This is a genomic window from uncultured Rothia sp. (assembly GCF_963507905.1).
Classification (GTDB): Bacteria; Actinomycetota; Actinomycetes; order Actinomycetales; family Micrococcaceae; genus Rothia.
Genome location: NZ_CAUOUU010000003.1, coordinates 22,866 through 40,501, shown reverse-complemented (window position 1 = coordinate 40,501; position 17,636 = coordinate 22,866). Strand labels below are relative to the sequence as shown.

The 17,636-nt window shown below is 61.9% G+C and carries 15 protein-coding genes; 8 read left to right on the top strand and 7 right to left on the bottom strand.

Going from position 1 to position 17,636, the window contains the following annotated elements; genetic code table 11:
* Positions 1-61 precede the first annotated feature (61 nt).
* The 3 genes from RQ593_RS02965 to dapC all read left to right on the top strand — a co-directional run bounded on the left by RQ593_RS02965 (position 62) and on the right by dapC (position 3,616).
* A complete protein-coding gene (locus RQ593_RS02965) occupies positions 62-1,411 on the top strand; it encodes a PIG-L family deacetylase (RefSeq protein ID WP_311449796.1) in 1,350 nt (449 codons plus the stop codon).
* Positions 1,412-1,928: 517 nt separating this feature from the next.
* Positions 1,929-2,249 carry a ferredoxin gene (fdxA, locus tag RQ593_RS02960; protein WP_060824492.1) on the top strand — a complete coding sequence of 107 codons (321 nt, stop codon included), beginning with the start codon at positions 1,929-1,931 and terminating at the stop codon, positions 2,247-2,249.
* Between the two features lie 227 nt (positions 2,250-2,476).
* The gene (gene dapC / locus RQ593_RS02955) at positions 2,477-3,616 is read left to right on the top strand and encodes a succinyldiaminopimelate transaminase (protein WP_311449795.1); all 1,140 of its coding nucleotides are present in this window, start codon (positions 2,477-2,479) and stop codon (positions 3,614-3,616) included.
* 152 nt (positions 3,617-3,768) lie between these two features.
* On the opposite strand, the gene galE is transcribed toward dapC, so the two are convergent.
* The 3 genes from galE to dapD form a co-directional block, all read right to left on the bottom strand.
* Entirely contained in the window at positions 3,769-4,782 is a 1,014-nt protein-coding gene (gene galE / locus RQ593_RS02950) for a UDP-glucose 4-epimerase GalE (RefSeq protein WP_070688695.1), read from the bottom strand.
* Positions 4,783-4,982: 200 nt separating this feature from the next.
* Positions 4,983-5,867: a DUF4253 domain-containing protein gene (locus tag RQ593_RS02945; protein WP_311449794.1), complete on the bottom strand. Its 885-nt coding sequence runs from the start codon at positions 5,865-5,867 to the stop codon at positions 4,983-4,985.
* A 339-nt stretch (positions 5,868-6,206) separates the two neighbouring features.
* Positions 6,207-7,172, bottom strand: coding sequence for a 2,3,4,5-tetrahydropyridine-2,6-dicarboxylate N-succinyltransferase (dapD, locus tag RQ593_RS02940; protein WP_005505235.1), 966 nt, complete (start codon positions 7,170-7,172; stop codon positions 6,207-6,209).
* A gap of 101 nt (positions 7,173-7,273) precedes the next feature.
* Between dapD and dapE the strand changes: the two genes are divergently transcribed.
* The 4 genes from dapE (at position 7,274) to RQ593_RS02920 (ending at position 10,989) form a co-directional block, all read left to right on the top strand.
* Complete coding sequence (dapE, locus tag RQ593_RS02935; RefSeq protein WP_311449793.1) at positions 7,274-8,452, top strand: succinyl-diaminopimelate desuccinylase; 1,179 nt, start codon at positions 7,274-7,276, stop codon at positions 8,450-8,452.
* 89 nt (positions 8,453-8,541) lie between these two features.
* The gene (locus RQ593_RS02930) at positions 8,542-8,958 is read left to right on the top strand and encodes a taurine ABC transporter substrate-binding protein (RefSeq protein WP_308562279.1); all 417 of its coding nucleotides are present in this window, start codon (positions 8,542-8,544) and stop codon (positions 8,956-8,958) included.
* A 5-nt stretch (positions 8,959-8,963) separates the two neighbouring features.
* Complete coding sequence (locus RQ593_RS02925; protein WP_311449792.1) at positions 8,964-10,343, top strand: hypothetical protein; 1,380 nt, start codon at positions 8,964-8,966, stop codon at positions 10,341-10,343.
* A gap of 268 nt (positions 10,344-10,611) precedes the next feature.
* On the top strand, positions 10,612-10,989 hold the full coding sequence (locus RQ593_RS02920; protein ID WP_311449791.1) for a twin-arginine translocase TatA/TatE family subunit: 378 nt from the start codon (positions 10,612-10,614) through the stop codon (positions 10,987-10,989).
* A 153-nt stretch (positions 10,990-11,142) separates the two neighbouring features.
* Here the strand turns inward: RQ593_RS02920 and RQ593_RS02915 are convergent, their stop codons facing one another.
* The 3 genes from RQ593_RS02915 to RQ593_RS02905 are packed head-to-tail and all read right to left on the bottom strand — an operon-like array spanning position 11,143 to position 14,591.
* The gene (locus RQ593_RS02915) at positions 11,143-12,345 is read right to left on the bottom strand and encodes a P-loop NTPase (RefSeq protein WP_311449790.1); all 1,203 of its coding nucleotides are present in this window, start codon (positions 12,343-12,345) and stop codon (positions 11,143-11,145) included.
* Positions 12,335-13,270 carry a DUF1003 domain-containing protein gene (locus tag RQ593_RS02910; protein WP_311449789.1) on the bottom strand — a complete coding sequence of 312 codons (936 nt, stop codon included), beginning with the start codon at positions 13,268-13,270 and terminating at the stop codon, positions 12,335-12,337. Before RQ593_RS02910 ends, RQ593_RS02915 begins: the two co-directional genes overlap by 11 nt.
* Positions 13,263-14,591, bottom strand: coding sequence for a magnesium transporter MgtE N-terminal domain-containing protein (locus RQ593_RS02905; RefSeq protein ID WP_294630605.1), 1,329 nt, complete (start codon positions 14,589-14,591; stop codon positions 13,263-13,265). The genes RQ593_RS02910 and RQ593_RS02905 overlap by 8 nt, the downstream gene beginning before the upstream one ends.
* Positions 14,592-14,721: 130 nt before the next feature.
* Here RQ593_RS02905 and RQ593_RS02900 point away from each other — a divergent pair, with 130 nt between their 5' ends.
* Positions 14,722-15,726 carry a hypothetical protein gene (locus RQ593_RS02900; RefSeq protein WP_311449788.1) on the top strand — a complete coding sequence of 335 codons (1,005 nt, stop codon included), beginning with the start codon at positions 14,722-14,724 and terminating at the stop codon, positions 15,724-15,726.
* 165 nt (positions 15,727-15,891) lie between these two features.
* Here the strand turns inward: RQ593_RS02900 and RQ593_RS02895 are convergent, their stop codons facing one another.
* Positions 15,892-17,421, bottom strand: coding sequence for an aminopeptidase P family protein (locus RQ593_RS02895; RefSeq protein ID WP_070688539.1), 1,530 nt, complete (start codon positions 17,419-17,421; stop codon positions 15,892-15,894).
* Positions 17,422-17,636 lie beyond the last annotated feature (215 nt).

Below are 17,636 nucleotides of genomic sequence, written 5' to 3'. Positions count from 1 at the left end.
AATTGCCGGCGCGCTATTGACCGTCCAAGAAACCCAACCCTGCGTATGAGAGGGAAAGCCTGTGTCTGAAACCGAGAACACTCAGCCTGATTCTGCGACCCCCAGCTATCCCACGCAGGGTGAGCGCATCGCCCCCGGCTCGCGCCGTGACCTGCTGCCGAATAACTACGATGCGAAGAAGGCACGCATCCTGTTCGTGCATGCACACCCGGACGATGAAACCTCCTCGACCGGCGCGACCATGGCGTACTACGCGCAGAAGGGCGCGGAGGTGTACCTGCTGACCGCTACCCGCGGTGAGCTGGGTGAGGTCATCCCCGAGGAGCTGCACCACCTGGAGGTCGGTAAGCCGGGTTGCCGTGATAACGGTGAGGCGCTGGGCGAGTACCGTACCGGTGAGCTTGCCGGCGCTGTTAAGGCGCTGGGCGTGAAGAAGCAGTTCTTCCTGGGTCAGGAGCTCGCCGTCGCTGAGGGTGCGCTGCCGCTGTACCGTGACTCCGGCATGGCGTGGGGCCCGGAGGGTAAGCCCGTCGCCAACCCTGTGGCGGCGGAGGATTCGTTGACCGCGCAGCCGCTGGAACCGCAGGCTCAGGCGCTGGTTGCCGCTATCCGTGCCCTCACCCCGGATGTTCTGGTCACCTACGATTCGGACGGCGGCTACGGCCACCCCGACCACGTGCGCGTGTACGAGATTGTGCACCGTGCCCTGCAGATCCTTGAAGGTGACGAGGACCGCCCGATTCTCACCTGGGGTATTGAGGGCGAGTTCGACGCGGCTGATCAGCGTCTGCAGGCTGCCATTTACGGTGACGGCACCGCCAAGCGTAAGGCAATGGAGGCGCACCGCACCCAGATTACGGTGGTAGACGAGAAGACTTTCGAGTACTCGAATAAGGTGCCGCAGAAAATTTCTTCCGTGGAGACTTTCCGTGTGCTCGACGGTGACCCGACCGCGACCGTGCACCCGAAGCCGCAGGAGGCGGGCCTGGTGTCGAGCCTGCTGACCGGCTCGATTCTGGGTATTTTTGCCGGTATCGCCGGGTCGATTTACCACGCCTGGGTCGTGTACGCGGGGGATACCGCCCTGCCCCTCGGCTTGCTGGTCGCGTACCTGACGGTGTTCTTCACCGCCCTGTGGTGTGCCCTGTCGTTGCGTCGCGGCTACGCTGCGGCTGTCGTGGCTGTTGCGGTGTTCGTGACCGTGTACGTGCTCGGTTACGGTCGCCCCGATTCGCCGTTTGTTCTGGTGAATCCGGGTCATTCGGCGATTGGCCTGTACGGTGCCCTGTGGTGGTTTGGTGCCCCGGTCGCGGCGATGCTGGGCATGCTCGTGTACACGCGCGCTCGCGTGAAGGACGCGCAGTATTTCTCGCCGCGTGCGGCGCATCAGCGTGCTCGCGCTAAGAAGTAGGCGCTAAGAAGTGGTCTGAAGCCTATCACCACGTCATAACCTCAGGGGAGGGGCGTTCCGGTTAGCCGGGGCGCCCCTCCTGCTGTTTTTGGGAATGCTGTTGTGGGTGCTTGCGCCGCTACGGTCTTCTCAGCCCGCAGGATAGAGGGCAATAGGAAAGAAAAAGTATGCGTTATTCGGTAAATTGTGCGGGGTAGAAATAGCGGCGACTTCATCAAAAAATTCATGTGACGAAGATTTCATTTTTGGCTTAATCTATTTTTAAAAGCCTGCCGACTAGCAATAACACAAAGAAATACCAGGTCAGCCTAGCCTAAAAAATACCCCCACAAACCCATAAGCGTACTGTCTGATACACCACGAAAATACGGTTAAACAGCCGGTGCGCGATAGACTATACACAGACTTCCCCGCCGGGTACCAACTACTCGGCGGTTTACTCTGTAGATTCTGCCCTGCAGCAGACGACCCGCAGAACGGCGGGCACGGGGCGAACAGCTTGTAGAAAGGCACACCAATGACCTACGTAATCGCGCTTCCCTGCGTGGATGTCAAAGACCGCGCATGCGTTGAAGAATGCCCCGTCGACTGCATCTACGAAGGTGATCGTACCCTCTACATCCACCCGGATGAGTGCGTGGACTGCGGCGCCTGCGAGCCCGTCTGCCCCGTAGAAGCAATCTACTACGAAGACGACGTCCCCGAAGAGTGGAGCGAATACGTCAGCGCTAACGCAGACTTCTTCGACGACCTGGGTTCCCCCGGTGGCGCAGCAAAGCTCGGCCCTACCGGCAAGGACGTGCCCTTCATTGCGGCGCTGCCCCCGCGCGGCGAATAATAACCTGCGGTGAGTAGTAGCCTGTGGCGAGTAACCCAAAGCGGCGAATAGTAGCTACAACCGCATAGACTGATCGCACCCGCTCACGGGTGCCAAGAGCCTCCATACAGCACCCGGTGCCCAGGCACCGTCTAGGCGCTGGAATGGAGGCTCTTGCCATAGGCACGGAAGCGCGCGGACGCTAGACTAAAATGACGAAAATTATTCCCAAGCAACCAGGTGACACAATGACTTACGGCCTGAACCTGCCCGAATACCCCTGGGAGGCGCTCGCCCCCTACCGCGCAACCGCAGCCGCCCACCCGGACGGTCCGGTGGACCTGTCCATCGGCACCCCGGTCGACCCGACCCCGCAGAACATTCGCGAGGCGCTGGCGGCTGCCTCCGACGCACCCGGCTACCCGACCACCCACGGCACCCCCGCCCTGCGTGAGGCTATTGCCGAGTGGTTTGCCCGCCGCCGCGGCGTGACCGGTCTGAGCCCTGACGCAATTATGCCCACGGTTGGTTCGAAGGAGCTCGTGGCGTGGTTGCCGTTCCTGCTGGGCCTGGGCCCGGGCGATGTGGTCGTGTACCCGCGCGTTGCGTACCCCACCTACGATATGGGTGCCCGTTTTGCCCGCGCCGAGTCTGTGCCCGCCGACAGCCTGGACGAGCTGGATGCCGACACCCGCAGCCGTGTGAAGCTGATTTGGGTGAACTCCCCGGCGAACCCGAACGGCGTGGTGCGTACCGTGGAGCAGCTGCGTGAGATTGTGGCGCAGGCGCGTGAAATTGGTGCCGTGGTGGCATCCGACGAGTGCTACGCGGAGCTCGGCTGGGGTGCCTGGGATGAGGCGCGCGGCGGTCAGCCGGTGCCGTCCATCCTGGATCCTCGCGTGTGCGATGGTGACTTCACAGGCCTGTTTGCCGTGTACTCGCTGTCGAAGCAGTCGAACCTCGCCGGTTACCGTGCCGCATTCATTGCCGGTGCCCCCGAGCTGATGCCGAACCTGATCAATAGCCGCAAGCACGCCGGCATGATTGTGCCCGCCCCGGTGCAGGCTGCCATGATGGTGGCGCTGGCTGATGAGGCGCATGTGGCGGCGCAGAAGGACCTGTACCGTGCCCGCCGCGAGGTGCTGGAGGAGGCGATTACCGCCGCCGGTGGTCGCATCGAGAATTCTGAGGCTGGCCTGTACCTGTGGACTACTTTCGGCGAGTCTACCTGGGATTCGATTGGCCGCCTGGCGGAGCTGGGTATTATTGCTGGCCCCGGCGTGTTCTACGGCGAGGACGGCGAAGGCTACGTGCGTATCGCCCTGACTGCCTCCGATGAGGCGGTGGCGAAGGCTGCTGAGCGTCTGAAGGCATCTGCATCTAAGTAATGTTGCCGTCGGGTAGCTCCCGGCTGGGCTACAGCTCCGGCAGCTGTGCAGTTCCGGTAACTACCTAGCCCGAAGCGCACAAAAGTGCCCGATAGGTGAGATAACACCTATCGGGCACTCTTCAACACCCCTCACAAGGGGGCTAAAACAGCTTAGGCTTCGTAACCGTTGGGGTTGTTCTTCTGCCAGTTCCAGTGGTCGCGAACCATGGTCTTAATGTCGCGGCTAGCGCTCCAACCCAGATCCGCCAGAGCAGAGGAAGGATCAGCGTAAGAGACCGCAACGTCACCGGGGCGACGATCCACAATCTTGTACGGCAGCTCCTTACCGCACGCCTCCTCGAACGCGTGCAGAACCTGCAGAACCGAGTAGCCGTTACCGGTACCCAGGTTCCAGGTGTGCAGGCCGCCGTGCTGGGTGATGTAATCCAGCGCCTTCAGGTGGCCGTCGGCCAGGTCGACCACGTGGATATAGTCGCGCACACCGGTACCGTCAACGGTCGGGTAGTCGTTGCCGAAGACGTTCAGGTGGTCGCGGCGACCCACTGCAACCTGGGCGATGAAGGGCACCAGGTTGTTCGGGATACCCGCCGGGTCCTCGCCGATACGGCCGGACTCGTGTGCGCCCACCGGGTTGAAGTAGCGCAGCAGAGCAATGTTCCACTTGGGATCGGAAGCGGCCAGGTCGACCAGCATGTCCTCGATGTGCTCCTTGGTGCGGCCGTAGCAGGACTGTGCGTCCATGTTCATCTTCTCGATCAGAGGCATGGACTCGGGCTCACCGTACACGGTAGCGGAGGAGGAGAACACGATGGAGTGGCAGTCAGCCTCATCCATTGCGTACAGCAGGTTCAGGGTGCCAGCCACGTTGGTCTGGTAGTACCACAGCGGCTTCTCAGCGGACTCGCCCACAGCCTTCAGACCCGCAAAGTGAATCACAGCGTCGGGGCGAACCTGCTTGAAGAGAGCCTTCATACCTTCGAGGTCGAGCAGGTCAACCTTGTGGAACTCGGGGGCGCGGCCAGCGAGTTCAGCGACGCGCTTGAGGGACTCCTCGGAAGAGTTCGCGAGGTTATCCATGACGACGACGTCGTGGCCTGCCTTGAGCAGTTCAAGTACAGTGTGGGAGCCGATGTAGCCGGCGCCGCCGGTAACGAGTACCTTCATGATGTCCTTTCGGGCTTTATCTATCCGGAAAAGTGCTCCGGATGGGGGACAAAAGCTGTTGAGCTGTATCTAATGGTACAGCCGTGCATGGGGTGTAAGTACCTTCGGACACTGTGCGCTTGTGCACTCTGGTGTGAGCATGTGGGAAGCGTTCTTTAGGTGTGTCGCCACTCGCCCCCATCTCGCTGTATAGCTTGCGTCTAATCCCACCAGAAATACCACTGGCGGCTCTGGTGAATAAACTCCGTCAGCTGCTCAAAATCCTCAAAAACCTGGAACGGAAGATCAGAACAAAATGCGAATTGTTCGACCGCCACCTTCTTCGCCTCGACCGGGTCGGTGACGGGGCGCTCCACCAGAAACTCCAGGCAGTCAGCACCGTCAAGAGCCGCCGGGATGGCACCGTACTTTTCACGCCAGTAGTGGGTGAATGCCAGCTGCGTTTCAGCGTCCGGGCAGTCATTCCAGCCGCCGAAGGGCAGGTACGCGGGAATATCGGCGGGGTCATCGGTCGGAATCTGTAGCAGAAGCATCTCGCCTTTCTCTTCTTCATCCAAAAGCTCATAGCAGAGTAGGGCGGAAAGAGTCGGGGCGTCATCTTCGGGCTCCTCATCGGGCAGAAAATCGGAGCTCATAAACTCGTCAATAAGCTCGTTGAGGTTGAAGTCGTCCGGGTCGTCTTCGCTAGTATCTTCGCCATCGTCCATAACCCGGCGCAACTGCTGAGCAATGACTGCGCTACCGTACTCTTCGGCGGAGGCGGCACCCCGGGCGATACGGTAACGCTGCAGGATGGCACGAGTGTAGGCGCTCACCTGCTCGGGGGTCAGAGTCTCAACATCGTCAATGATGTCGTGCTCAAGGGACACCGCGATGACCATGCTTTCAAGCACCGTATCGTTTAGGTTCAGGAAGAAGGGGACGAACCTCTCCGTGTGCCCCAGCTGAGCCAACTCATCGTAACGAGCCATGGCATCAGTAGCAGGAGCGCCCACCGCAATACGCTCGTGCGGGTAGGGGAAAAGGCGCGTAAAGTGCCGGTAGGTTTCGCTCATCGTCGACTCTGACTTAGTTGATTCAGGCATCTGAGTTCCTCTCTGAACTGTACAAGTGGTCAGTCATGGCGGGTACGCTGTACCCGGTACTACCAGCCTAGCGAAAGCCCGAGCCGTACGCCCTGAAAACGGTCATCGTAGCCGCCGCGGATTCGCGCCCAGCCTGTAAGAGCGGCGGACGAGGGAACACCGGGCGCAGAAAAGGTGCCGGGATGCTTCACACATCCCGACCCCTAAAGTTCACGGGCCGACCCCTAAAGTTCACGGGCCGACCCCTAAAGTTCACGGGCCGACCCCCAACGTTCGCAAGGGCAACCAGCGCTAGTCCAGGTACAGACTAGTTCAGGTGCAGACTAGTTCAGGTGCAGACTAGTTCAGGTGCAGCGCCTCGTTCAGCTCCACGGTGTTCTTCGCACGCGGCAGAACCTCAATCGCGCCGCTGATTGAATTGCGGCGGAACAGCAGATTCGACACACCGGACAGCTCCGCAGCCTTCACCACGCGCGCCTCCTGACCGGGCAGCAGAACACTCACGCGCGAACCAGCGGTCACATACAGGCCAGCCTCAACCACGCAGTCATCACCCAGGGCAATACCGATACCGGACTCCGCACCCAGCAGAGAACGCTCACCAATAGAGACGCGCTGAGTGCCACCACCGGAGAGGGTACCCATCGTGGAGGCGCCGCCACCCACATCCGAGCCGTCGCCCACCACAACGCCCTGAGAAATACGGCCCTCAACCATGGAGGTGCCCAGGGTACCGGCGTTGAAGTTCACGAAGCCCTCGTGCATCACGGTCGTGCCGGACGCCAAGTGCGCACCCAGGCGTAGACGGTCACCGTCGCCAATACGCACGCCGGCGGGAACCACGTAATCCACCAGGCGCGGGAACTTATCAATGTGGCTCACGCTCAGGTGGCCCAGCTTGCGCAGACCAATCGCCAGCTTCTGGAACTCGGCGGCAAGCACCGGGCCGTGGTTGGTCCACGCAACATTCGCCAGGGTGCCGAACAGACCGTCCAGGTTCAGCTCGTTGGGGCGAACCAGAGTGTGCGAGAGCAGGTGCAGACGCAGGTACGCGTCGACCGCATCTTCGGGTGCCTCATCCAGGTTGATGGAGGCGGTACGCACCTCGGTACGGGCATTGCGCGCCGGATGCTCAACGGCCAGGTCCTCCAGCTCGTCCGCGATGGACAGGTCGGGGGTCTGGGTGAGGGAGGGGGCGGGGAACCAAGCATCCAGGACGGTGCCGGCGTGCTCGCCAGAGACAACAACATTGACCAGTGCAACGCCGGAGGCGTAACGGGGAGTGTTTTCAGACATGCCTCCCATTATAGTTTTGGGGGTGAGAGCCCCTTCAAGACCGTCTCATATGCTCGATATGGAAGTTGTGGGCGCGGGTGTGTGTACCGGGGAACCTGTAAGGTGGAAGGATGAGCGTTTCCCCGAATATTTCTGAGCGTCACCCTGTACCGCAGCCGCCCCTGAACCTGGACGTGTCCATGCCCGAGCTGACCCGTGCCCTGCTGGATTACGAGTCGGTTTCCGGCAATGAGCAGCCAATTGCTGACGCCGTGCACATGGCGCTGTCGTTCTGCCCGCACCTGCACCTGACCCGTGACGGGGACGCCATTATCGCCCGCACCGAGTTCCCGCCGCTGCCCGGCGTTGAGGGGGAACGCACCCGCATTATTCTTGCCGGTCACCTGGATACCGTGCCCCTGCCCACCGTTGAGGGTTCGCTGGGTACCGTGCCGTCCACGGTACGTGAAGAGGACGGCCACAGCGTGCTCTACGGTCGCGGCGCCACCGACATGAAGGGCGGCGTGGCGGTTCAGCTGAAGCTTGCCGCCGAACTGACCGCGCAGGACACCGACTACAACCTGACCTACATCTTCTACGACAACGAAGAAGTCGCCAGCGAACTCTCCGGCCTGGCGCGTCTGATCCGCAACCACGGCGAGCTCATCACTGACGCAGACTTCGGTGTGCTGCTTGAACCGACCAACGGCACCATTGAGGGCGGTTGCAACGGCACCATGCGTTTCTTCGTGCGCACCCGCGGCCTTGCCGCCCACTCGGGTCGTGCATGGCGCGGCGAGAACGCAATTCACGCACTGGCACCGGCGTTGGCGGCGCTCGCCTCCTACGAACCGAAGACTATTGCGGTGGAGGGTCTGGACTATCGTGAGGGTCTGAACGCGGTGCAGATTTCTGGTGGTGTTGCCGGTAACGTGATTCCTGATGCTGCGGCAATGCACGTGAACTACCGGTTTGCCCCTGATAAGACCCTGGATGAGGCGGCCGCCCACGTGCGTGAGGTCTTCGCCGGATACGAGCTGGATTTTGTGGATCTTTCCCCGGCGGCTCGTCCCGGCCTGGACACCCCGCTGGCGGCTTCCCTCATTGAGGCGGTGGGCGAGGAACCTCAGCCGAAGTACGGTTGGACGGACGTGGCGCGCCTGAGCGAGATCGGTATTCCCGCCGTGAACTTCGGTCCCGGTGACGCCCTGCTGGCTCACACCGATAATGAGCATGTGAGCTTTAGCCAGCTGACCCGCTGCCACGCGGATTTGCGTGCCTGGCTGCTCAGTGACCGCGACGAGGATTAGTCACAGTGCTGATTCTGCCGGTGCTGGCGCTACTATTTGAATTTAGGCGACCGTCAGGGGTTGACGGTCCTGCATGATATGAGATTGACATGAACTTTCTTCTGATTCTGCTTGCCCTGCTGATTTCGGGCATTGCGGTGCTCTCCGTTGTGGCGCTCGGTGGTGAGCGTGCCGTGCCCGGTGCCGCGTTCTTTAGCGGTGTGGGCCGTGACGGTTTGGGCACCTTTGACCGCGTGGAGGATTTGACGACTGCGGTTCGTTTCTTCGGTGCTTCCGAGGACGAGAAGGCACGTGAGAATGTGCACGGTGTGGAGGATTCTTCTGCCGTGTCGACCGCAGAATCCGCTGATGCTAACGTGGCTGCCGCTGAGCCGGTTCGCCGCGTCGCGGTTCCGCTGGCTGATGATGCGGAGAGCACCTTGAGTGCGCATGACTTTGTGGAGAAGCGAAAGAACGCCACGGCGGCCTCCTCTGATCAGGATGCTGTTCCGGCTGAGGGGAGCTAGCGTCGGTGAGTGTTCCTTCTCAACACACTAGCCCTGTTCCGCCTGCCCGCGCTAACTCTGCTACTGATTCTGCCCCTGAATCTGCCCCTCTCACCCCCTCCGCGAAGGAGCAGAGCGAGTCTTTTGATGAGCTGCTGACCTGGGCGTATACCGCCGCTGGTGAGCGTCTGCACCGGGTGGGGGAGCGTCTGCGTGCCCTGCCCGCGTGGCTGTCGGTGCTGCTGATTTATGGACTGTCCCGCGTGTGGGGCTTCATCGTGTTTGCCGTGGTCGGTCAGCAGCAGCTGCGCAGTCCGTGGGGTCAGCACCTGGATTATTTGTCGTTCATTAGCATCTGGGATGCCGGCTGGTATGAGCAGATTGCGGTACAGGGCTACCCGAGCCAGCTACCGGTGGATGCAACGGGTGCGGTTCAACAGAATCAGTGGGCTTTTTACCCGATTTTTCCGCAGCTTTCCGGCGCTATTAGTCGTGCGACGGGCATCGGGTACTACCCGGTGGCGGCGACGGTTGCTCTGCTTGCCGGTTTCGCGGCGGCGTGGGTGATTTACCTGCTGTTTGAGGCGTCGTTGAAGGCGACCGGTTTTACGAGTGAGGAGTCGCCTTCTGCGCTGTCCATGTGGGCTGTGGCGTTGGTGTCGTTCTTGCCGGTGGCGCCGGTGCTTCAGGTGCCGTATGCGGAGTCGCTGAACCTGGTGTTCCTTGCCGGTGCCCTGCTGTGCCTGGTTCAGGGACGCTACGGTCTGCTGGTTCCTGTGGCTGCGTTGGCGTGCCTGTCCCGCCCGGTGGGCGTGCCCCTGGGCGCGGCTGCCGGCCTGTGGTGGTTTGCATGCTGGGTTCGTTCGAGCCGCCAGTCGGGTATGGGTACGGCGTTTGTGCGTCATCTGGGGCAGCTGGTGAGCGCCCTGGTGGTGTGTGCGTGTGCGCTGGTGTGGCCTGCGATTGCGTGGTGGGCTACGGGCCGTGTGGATGCGTACACCGCCACGGAGACGGCGTGGCGCGGCACCCATTTGGCACCGATTGAGCCGTGGCTTTCGCAGGGTTACCTGTACTTTGGGTATGCGGCTCCGGTGCTGCTGACCCTGCTGATTCTTGGCTTTATTGCTCTGTGTTTGAGCCCGTTGGCGCGTAGGGTTTTGGCGGCCCCGTTGAACCTGTGGTGTCTGAGCTATTTTGCGTATTTGATTCTGTTTTTGAATCCGCAGTCGTCGACGTTCCGTCTGTTGTTGCCGTTGTTCCCGCTGGTGATTGTGGTGGCGGCGGCGAGCCGTTCGCGGGCGTATCGTTGGGCGTTGCTGGTGGCGGGTGCATGCACGCAGTGGGGCTGGGTGGGCTGGCTGTGGCATTGGAAGCAGCTCCCCGGCGGCGGAGATTACCCGCCGTAAACCGAATATTGTGTCGGGAGACCGCCGGTGTGCTGCCGGCGGTCTTTTGTGTTCGGGAGGCGGGCGTGCCTGCGGTTGGAGCCGCAGCGTTTAACCCGGCGGTGGGGATTACCCGCCGTAAACCGCTGATGTGGTGTTCTTAGCCGTGGGCGCAATACCCCTCCGCGGTGCTGTAACGTACGCCTTCTGCTTGTCCAGAGCTTAAAGACACGTCCAGAAAGCGCCGCGGGTTCGGCGGTGCTGGCTCGGAACTGATAATCTATATTCTGTGTTTGGTATTAGTGGCACCGAGTTGATTATTTTGGCCATCATCACGTTCGTGGTGATTGGTCCCGAACGCATGCCCGAATACGCCCGACAGATCCGTGAATTCGTCAAGACCGTGCGCCGTATGGCGTTCGAAGCGAAGGACGACTTCAAGGAAGCCCTGGGCGAGACGGGTCTGGAAGATATTAACTGGCGCCAGTACGACCCCCGCCAGTACGATCCGCGCGTGATTGTGAAGCAGGCATTCGCTGAGGATGACGCCGAGCGTGAGCGTGAGGCACGTGAACGTGAAGAGGCGCTGCTGAAGGAGAAGGAAAAGTCGGAGAGCCGTGCTCTTCCGCGAGGCGCATACGCCCCCTTCGATGTGGACGCCACCTAAGATTTTGAATAGAAAGAACCCCGTACCGTGATGGTGCGGGGTTCTTTCTATTCTCAGCTGCTTGGCCGTGCTTTTGGGCTGTGCTTTTTGGTCGGCGGCTTCTGGGCATTTGCCGGTAGCTTCTAGACGCTTGGTTCTAGACGGCTATATCTCTTAGACGAAGAGCGGCAGGCTCTGACCCGCCCTCGACTCGCCCGAGTGCAACAGCTGCGAGGCGATGGACTGAATCTCTTCGGCGGTGGGGGAGTCCGGGTGGCTCCAGACCACCGGGGTGCCCTCATCGCCGCCGGTACGCAGGTTCACATCCAGCGGGACAGAACCGAGCAGCGGTACCGGGTAGGAGAGCGCCTCCGAAAGACGCTCAGCGAGCACCTGGCCGCCGCCAGAACCGAACATGTCGAGCACGGTACCGTCCGGCAGGGTCATGGCAGCCATGTTCTCCACCACGCCCACGACCTTCTGACCGGTCTGCAAGCTCAGGGTACCGGCACGCTCCGCCACATCCACCGCGGCGTGCTGCGGGGTGGAAATGAGCACCAGCTCCGCATTCGGCAGCAGCTGGGCCATGGAGATAGCAATATCGCCGGTACCGGGCGGCAAATCGAGCAGCAGCACATCCAGGGCACCGAAGTGCACGTCCATGATGAACTGCTCCAAGGCACGGTGCAGCATGGGGCCGCGCCACGCCACCGGCTCGTTGCCCTTGAGGAACATGCCGATAGAAATCACGCGAATAAAGCCGCCGCTGACCTTCTGCTCACCCCAACGCTGGGCGGGGGCGGGAACGTCCACGGTCGGCGGAAGAATCAGGTCATCCAGGCGGGTCGGAGCGTCGGTAATACCCAGCAGACCCGGGATGGAGAAGCCGTGCACATCCGCGTCAATAATGCCCACCGCAAGCCCGCGCGAAGCGAACGCCGCGGCAAGATTCGCGGTCATGGAGGATTTACCCACGCCACCCTTACCGGACACCACACCGAACACGCGGGTCAGCGAACCGGGGGCGGTAAACGGGTTGGAACGCTCCGGCTTGAGCATCGAACGCAGTGCGGAACGCTGTTGCGGGTTCATCGCGCCCACCTGCAGTTGCACACGCTCAATGCCCTCAACGGTGGTGGCGGCGTCACGAACCTGCTGCTCGATGGTGTTCTTCAGCGGGCAACCCTCAATGGTGAGTAGAACCTTCACCTCGGCCCAGTGGCGACCGGGAATCGGCTCACCGCGCTCATCCAGTTCAGGATGCACGAGCGCAGTCTCAACCATGCCCAGCTCCGTAATGGGGCGGCGCAGTTCGGGGTCCTCGACGCGGGAAAGTGCCGCGTAGAGCGCATCCTGCAGGGAAGAATTAGCGGTCACGGGCGCCTCCCTCACGGGTGCGCTCTGCCTGCTGCTGTGCCTGCTGGGATTCGCGGCTCTGAGGCTGGCTCAAATCGCCGCGGTGGGGATCCTCACCGCGATGGGAATCCTGGGTGGAGTCCTTCGCGGAGCGTTCAGCCTTGTCAGGCACCTGCTCGGTACCGTTCTCAGTACCCTCAGAGCCCTGCTCCTCAGCGTTCTGAGCCTCAGCGTCCTTTTCCTCGCCCTCGGAGATATCGATATCGTCGATAGCCTCCTCCAGGTCCTCAATGTCCTCACTGATGTCCTGCAGCTGCTCGGCGTGACGCTCCTGCTCCTGCGCAATGTTCTGCAGTTCCTCAAGAATGTCACGCAGCTCGCTACGGACGAAGTCACGAGTCGCAACCTCACGCAGAGCAATACGCAGCGAAGCAATCTCGCGAGTCAGGTACTGGGTCTCCTCCAGGTTCTGCTGGTCGCGCTTACGGTCCTCAGACGCCACCACGCGGTCGCGGTCATCCTGACGGTTCTGCGCCAACAGCAGCAGGGGAGCAGCGTAAGAAGCCTGCAGGGACAGCATCAGAGTCAGCAGGGTGAAGTTCAGGCTACGCGGGTCGAACTGCATCTCCTCCGGCGCCAGGGAGTTCCAGGCAAGCCACACGCCACAGAAAATGGTCATCCACATCAAAAACTGCGGGGTACCCATGTAGCGTGCGAACGCCTCAGTCATGCGGCCGAAAGCGTCCGGGTTGGGGCTCGTGAACAGCTTCGGCTTGCGGGTGCCGGGGGTGCTCAGCTGCGAGTCGCTACGCTGCGGGCGGGAGTCGCCGCGCTCGCGGTTGCGTTCAGCGTACTTCTTCTCCAGGCGGTCTTTGAGAATGCGCGCCTTATCGATGCGGGGGTTCTCTTCGGTACGGTTTGCGTCGCGGCGGTTCGAATCAGCCAAAGCGTCGTCCTACCTTTCGTACGGGAGTTCCATCATCGTAAGTGCGCCAGTCTTCGGGCAGGAGCGCATCGAGCACGTCGTCGATGGTCACTGCGCCTACCAGGCGGTGCGATTCGTTCACAATGGGAACGATGGTCAGGTCGTAGGTTGCCAGCACACGTGCCAGCTCTTCCAAACTTGCCTGGTCAGAGACAGGCTCAGTGTCGGTATCGAGGATGTGACCGATCGGCTCGCTCGGCGGCACACGCAGTAGCTTCTGCATGTGCACCAGACCCAAGTACTTGCCGGTCGGCGTTTCCAGGGGCGGGCGGGTCACCATGACGGCAGCCGCCATCGCCGGAGGAATCTCCTCGGCGCGGATGTGCGCGAGCGCCTCCGCGACGGTCGCCTCGGGGGAGAGGATGATTGGCACCGGGTTCATGAGCGAACCGGCGGTACCTTCGTCGTATTCGAGCAGTCGACGCACGTCGTCTGCTTCGTCGGGTTCCATGAGTTGGAGTAGCTTTTCACGCTGGGCGTCGTCCAGTTCGATGAGAAGGTCGGCGGCGTCGTCCGGTTCCATCTCTTCGAGGACCTGCGCGGCACGCTCGTCGTCCAGGTGCGACAGAATCTGCACCTGGTCCTCGGCGGGCAGCTCCTGCAGAACGTCCGCGAGGCGCTCATCCTGCAGTTCGGCGGCGATTTCGACCATGCGCTTATCGCTCATCTCGTGGATAGCATCCGCAAGGTCGGCGGGCTTGGAGTTCTCGTGGTTAGCGACGAACGCGGTTGCCGCCTGCGGTTCCACATCGGTGGAGAGCACCGCCTCGTCCCAGTCGACGATGAGGGTCTCCTTGGAGCGGCGGCGCCACGTGCTGGAGGAGGAGCTGACGCGGGAAACGAACAGCTCGGTCACGCCCCAGTCGCCGTTGCGGCGCTGCTCAATGGCGACGTCCTCAATGACGGCGTCGCCGCTGCCGTCGAGCAGGCGCACGCGGCGGTCAAAGAGCTCACCGACGATGAGAGTCTCAGAGTTGCGCTGTTCAAAGCGGCGCAGGTTCACCAGGCCGGTTGAAATGATCTGTGAAGCGTCGATACTTCGCACACGGGTCATGGGCATGAACACGCGTTTCTTGCCGAGCACCTCAACGATGATGCCGACAACAATGGGTTCGCTGCCCTTGGCGGGGCGAGCACCCGCAATGGATGCGCCCAGGCCGCGTTTGAGCACGACGACATCTCGGAGACGGCCGAGGCGGTCACCGAAGGGGTCAAAAACGTCGAGGCCCAAAAGGCGGGCAATGTAAATCTTGCTGGGGGTGCTGAACTTCGAATTGCTCACCTCTCTAGGGTACGCTCCGCCGCGGGGATTCGCACTTTGAGAAGCCGAATTGAACAGGTGTTCGCTACGCCTGTGGAGGAGCTGACTGCCCACCGGGTCCAGGGTTGGGGTGGGCGGTAGAATAGGAGCCATGACTTCTAACCTGCCGAATATTCCCTCGACCCCGCCTTCTTCATATCTGGCCTCGCGCCTGGCGCAAGCTCAGGGCAAGCCCCTGCCCGCCGGTGAGGCGATCGCCTCCTTCGTTCGTCACGATGATGCGCTCGCCGCTTTTGATGTGCTCAGCGAGCAGGATTATCCGGTCACGGCGCTGTACCTGGTCAACGACGGTATCCGCCAGGTGGAGTACCCGGTACAGCCCGGTTATGGTCGTGCCCTGATTTCTTCGGCGATTCAGGGCTCGTCGATGGGCCTGGTGTTTTCGGTGCTGTTGACGCTGACCGGTGACTCTTTTACGTCGGTGGCGCTAAAGTACGTGCCACTGTCGGTGGTGGTGTTTGTACTGTGGCAGATGTTCATTTTACGCCGCGGCAGGGGTGTTCGTTACCCGATGCGTACCGAGGCGATTCCCTCGCGTACCGTGATGTACGCTCTGCCGGAGTACGCTCAGGATGCGCGCCGCGTGCTGGGCGCGCACCCTCGCTTCTCGGCGGCGGTTGCGGCTGCGCGTGCGGCGGCTGCCCCGGAGGCTTCGCAGGCGCGTGCGGCTCAGAGCACCGTCTCGATGAATGGTGCGCCGGTTCCGACCGGCGCGCCGAAGGCTCCTTCGTACCGTGCGCAGGCCGGTAGCCAGCCGGCGCCGAACCAGAACCTGCCCGAGCGTGATACTACCGCGCAGAACGCGGTGGCTCAGAGCGCGGCGCAGAACATGCCGGCACCGGTTGCCCCCGCCCAACCCGCTCAGCCCGCCCCATCTGCACAGGCTGCACAGGCTGCCGAACAGGCAAGTACCGGCCAGGCGACCGCTCAGAAGTCAGATACGCAGAAGCGCCCGGCTCAGCGGTACGGTCTGCGCGTGGACGACCCGGAAGAATACGCGAAGCTGATTCAGCCCAAGCCGCAGCGTCCGACTCCGCGCCCGCAGGGCCTGCACGATAAGTCCTCGCACAGTAATTCCTCGAAGGACTCCGAATAACCGAACCTGCAACGGCGGTAACCGCCCACCACGGCGGGAAACAGGCATAGAAGATACGTAGCGTAGAAGATACGCGAAAGCCCCTCACCGAACGAATCGGTGAGGGGCTTTCGCTATGCACATACAACCGGCACTAACCGGTGTTAGTGGCGTGAAGAGTCAGGCTTACTTCGCCAGCTTCGCCATCCACTCCTCGATGCCCTCAACGGTGCGCGGCAGTGCAGCGGAGAGGTTCACGTTGCCGTCCTCGGTGCAGAGCACGTCGTCCTCAAGGCGGATACCGATACCGCGGTACTCCTCGGGAATGGACATGTCCTCTTCCTTGAAGTACAGCGCCGGCTCAATGGTGAAGACCATGCCCGGCTCCAGCTCAGCCCACATGTACAGTTCAGCCTTCGCCTGCGCGCAGTCGTGCACGTCCAGGCCCAGGTGGTGGCTGGTGCCGTGCGGCATCCAGCGGCGGTGCTGACCGCCCTCAATGGTGAGGGAAACCTCGGCAGAAACCGGCAGCAGGCCCCACTCTTCCAGACGGTGAGCCAGAACCTCCATCGCGGCGTCGTGCAGTTCGTGGAACTTACGGCCCGGCTTAGCCACAGCGAATGCGGCGTCAGCAGCCTCCAGCACAGCGTTGTAGACCTTCGCCTGAACCTCGGTGAACTTACCGTTCACGGGGAAGGTGCGGGTCACGTCTGCGGTGTACAGGGTGTCGTCCTCAACGCCTGCGTCCAGCAGCAGCAGCTTGCCGTCATCGACGGTGCCGTTGTTGCGGATCCAGTGCAGGATAGTTGCGTTGTTACCGCACGCTGCGATGGTGTCGTAGCCCAGGTCGTTACCGTCGGTACGTGCCACGGAGAAGAACGCAGTCTCAACGACGCGCTCACCGCGGTGGTGCTCCTTAGCCTTCGGCAGTTCACGAATGACCTCTTCGAAGCCCTTGACGGTCATGTCAACGGAACGCTGCAGGTTCTCAACCTCGATAGCGTCCTTAATCAGGCGAGCCTCGGAGAGCGCCACGGCCAGTTCGGAGTCCAGCTTGTCAGCCTGCTCCAGCTCCACGCCGGTGTTGTAGCGGGAGGTGTCAACCAGCGCGTCAACAGCCGGGTCAACGTTGCGGACCAGGCGGATGTTCACGCCGCCCAGGCCCTGGTTGCCGGCGTTCTTGGTGATAGCAACCTCAAGCTCGGACAGGTCGCGGGTACGCAGACCGTAACGCTCGGAGAATTCCTTCAGGGTGGGGCGGGGGCCAACCCAGAACTCGCCGTAGCGTGCATCCGCGTAGAACTCTGCGGTGTCACGGCCAGCCAGCGGACGGAAGTACAGGGTGACCTCGTGGTTGGAGCCGTTGTCGCCGGTACCCTCTTCGACGGGCTCGAAGATCAGCACGGCGTCAGGCTCGTGGTCGATGCCCAGGCCGGTCTGGTGCGCAAACGCCGAGTGGGGGCGGAAGCGGTAGTCGCAGTCGTTGGAGCGGACCTTCAGCGGGCCTGCGGGCAGGACGAGGCGCTCGCCGGGGAATGCCTTGGAGATCTTGGCGCGGCGCTCAGCTGCGTAGTCTGCTACGGGCTCGCGGGTGTAGCCGTCATCTTCGGCCGGTGCCCAGTTTGCGGCAATGAATTCGGTGAACGCAGACGCCTTAGGGGTGCTGCGGTGGTCAGTCTTCTGAGCTTCGGTGCTCTTCTCGTTGTTCTCAGTCATGGGTTAATCATATCGCCTTCACCACAGGTGGGCAGGTGTTTTAGCGCTTTTGACCATAAGAGAGGGCGCGGTGGAGCAGAATATATCTTTGACCTGCGACCGGGTGCCTGATATTACGCCGCCGATATTGGTAGGGTTGAATCAGAAGAGTAGATGACATGCCTTAAACCCCGCTGAGGTGGCGACGAACTAGCAGGGGCGGGGAAGGAGAGAAT

What these genes read in the sequence shown, in the direction of transcription:
- fdxA (WP_060824492.1), top strand. Translation starts at nt 1,929, where the DNA reads ATGACCTACGTAATCGCGCTTCCCTGCGTGGATGTCAAAGACCGCGCA.
- dapC (WP_311449795.1), top strand. Translation starts at nt 2,477, where the DNA reads ATGACTTACGGCCTGAACCTGCCCGAATACCCCTGGGAGGCGCTCGCC.
- galE (WP_070688695.1), bottom strand. Translation starts at nt 4,782, where the DNA reads ATGAAGGTACTCGTTACCGGCGGCGCCGGCTACATCGGCTCCCACACT.
- RQ593_RS02945 (WP_311449794.1), bottom strand. Translation starts at nt 5,867, where the DNA reads ATGCCTGAATCAACTAAGTCAGAGTCGACGATGAGCGAAACCTACCGG.
- dapD (WP_005505235.1), bottom strand. Translation starts at nt 7,172, where the DNA reads ATGGGAGGCATGTCTGAAAACACTCCCCGTTACGCCTCCGGCGTTGCA.
- dapE (WP_311449793.1), top strand. Translation starts at nt 7,274, where the DNA reads ATGAGCGTTTCCCCGAATATTTCTGAGCGTCACCCTGTACCGCAGCCG.
- RQ593_RS02930 (WP_308562279.1), top strand. Translation starts at nt 8,542, where the DNA reads ATGAACTTTCTTCTGATTCTGCTTGCCCTGCTGATTTCGGGCATTGCG.
- RQ593_RS02900 (WP_311449788.1), top strand. Translation starts at nt 14,722, where the DNA reads ATGACTTCTAACCTGCCGAATATTCCCTCGACCCCGCCTTCTTCATAT.
- RQ593_RS02895 (WP_070688539.1), bottom strand. Translation starts at nt 17,421, where the DNA reads ATGACTGAGAACAACGAGAAGAGCACCGAAGCTCAGAAGACTGACCAC.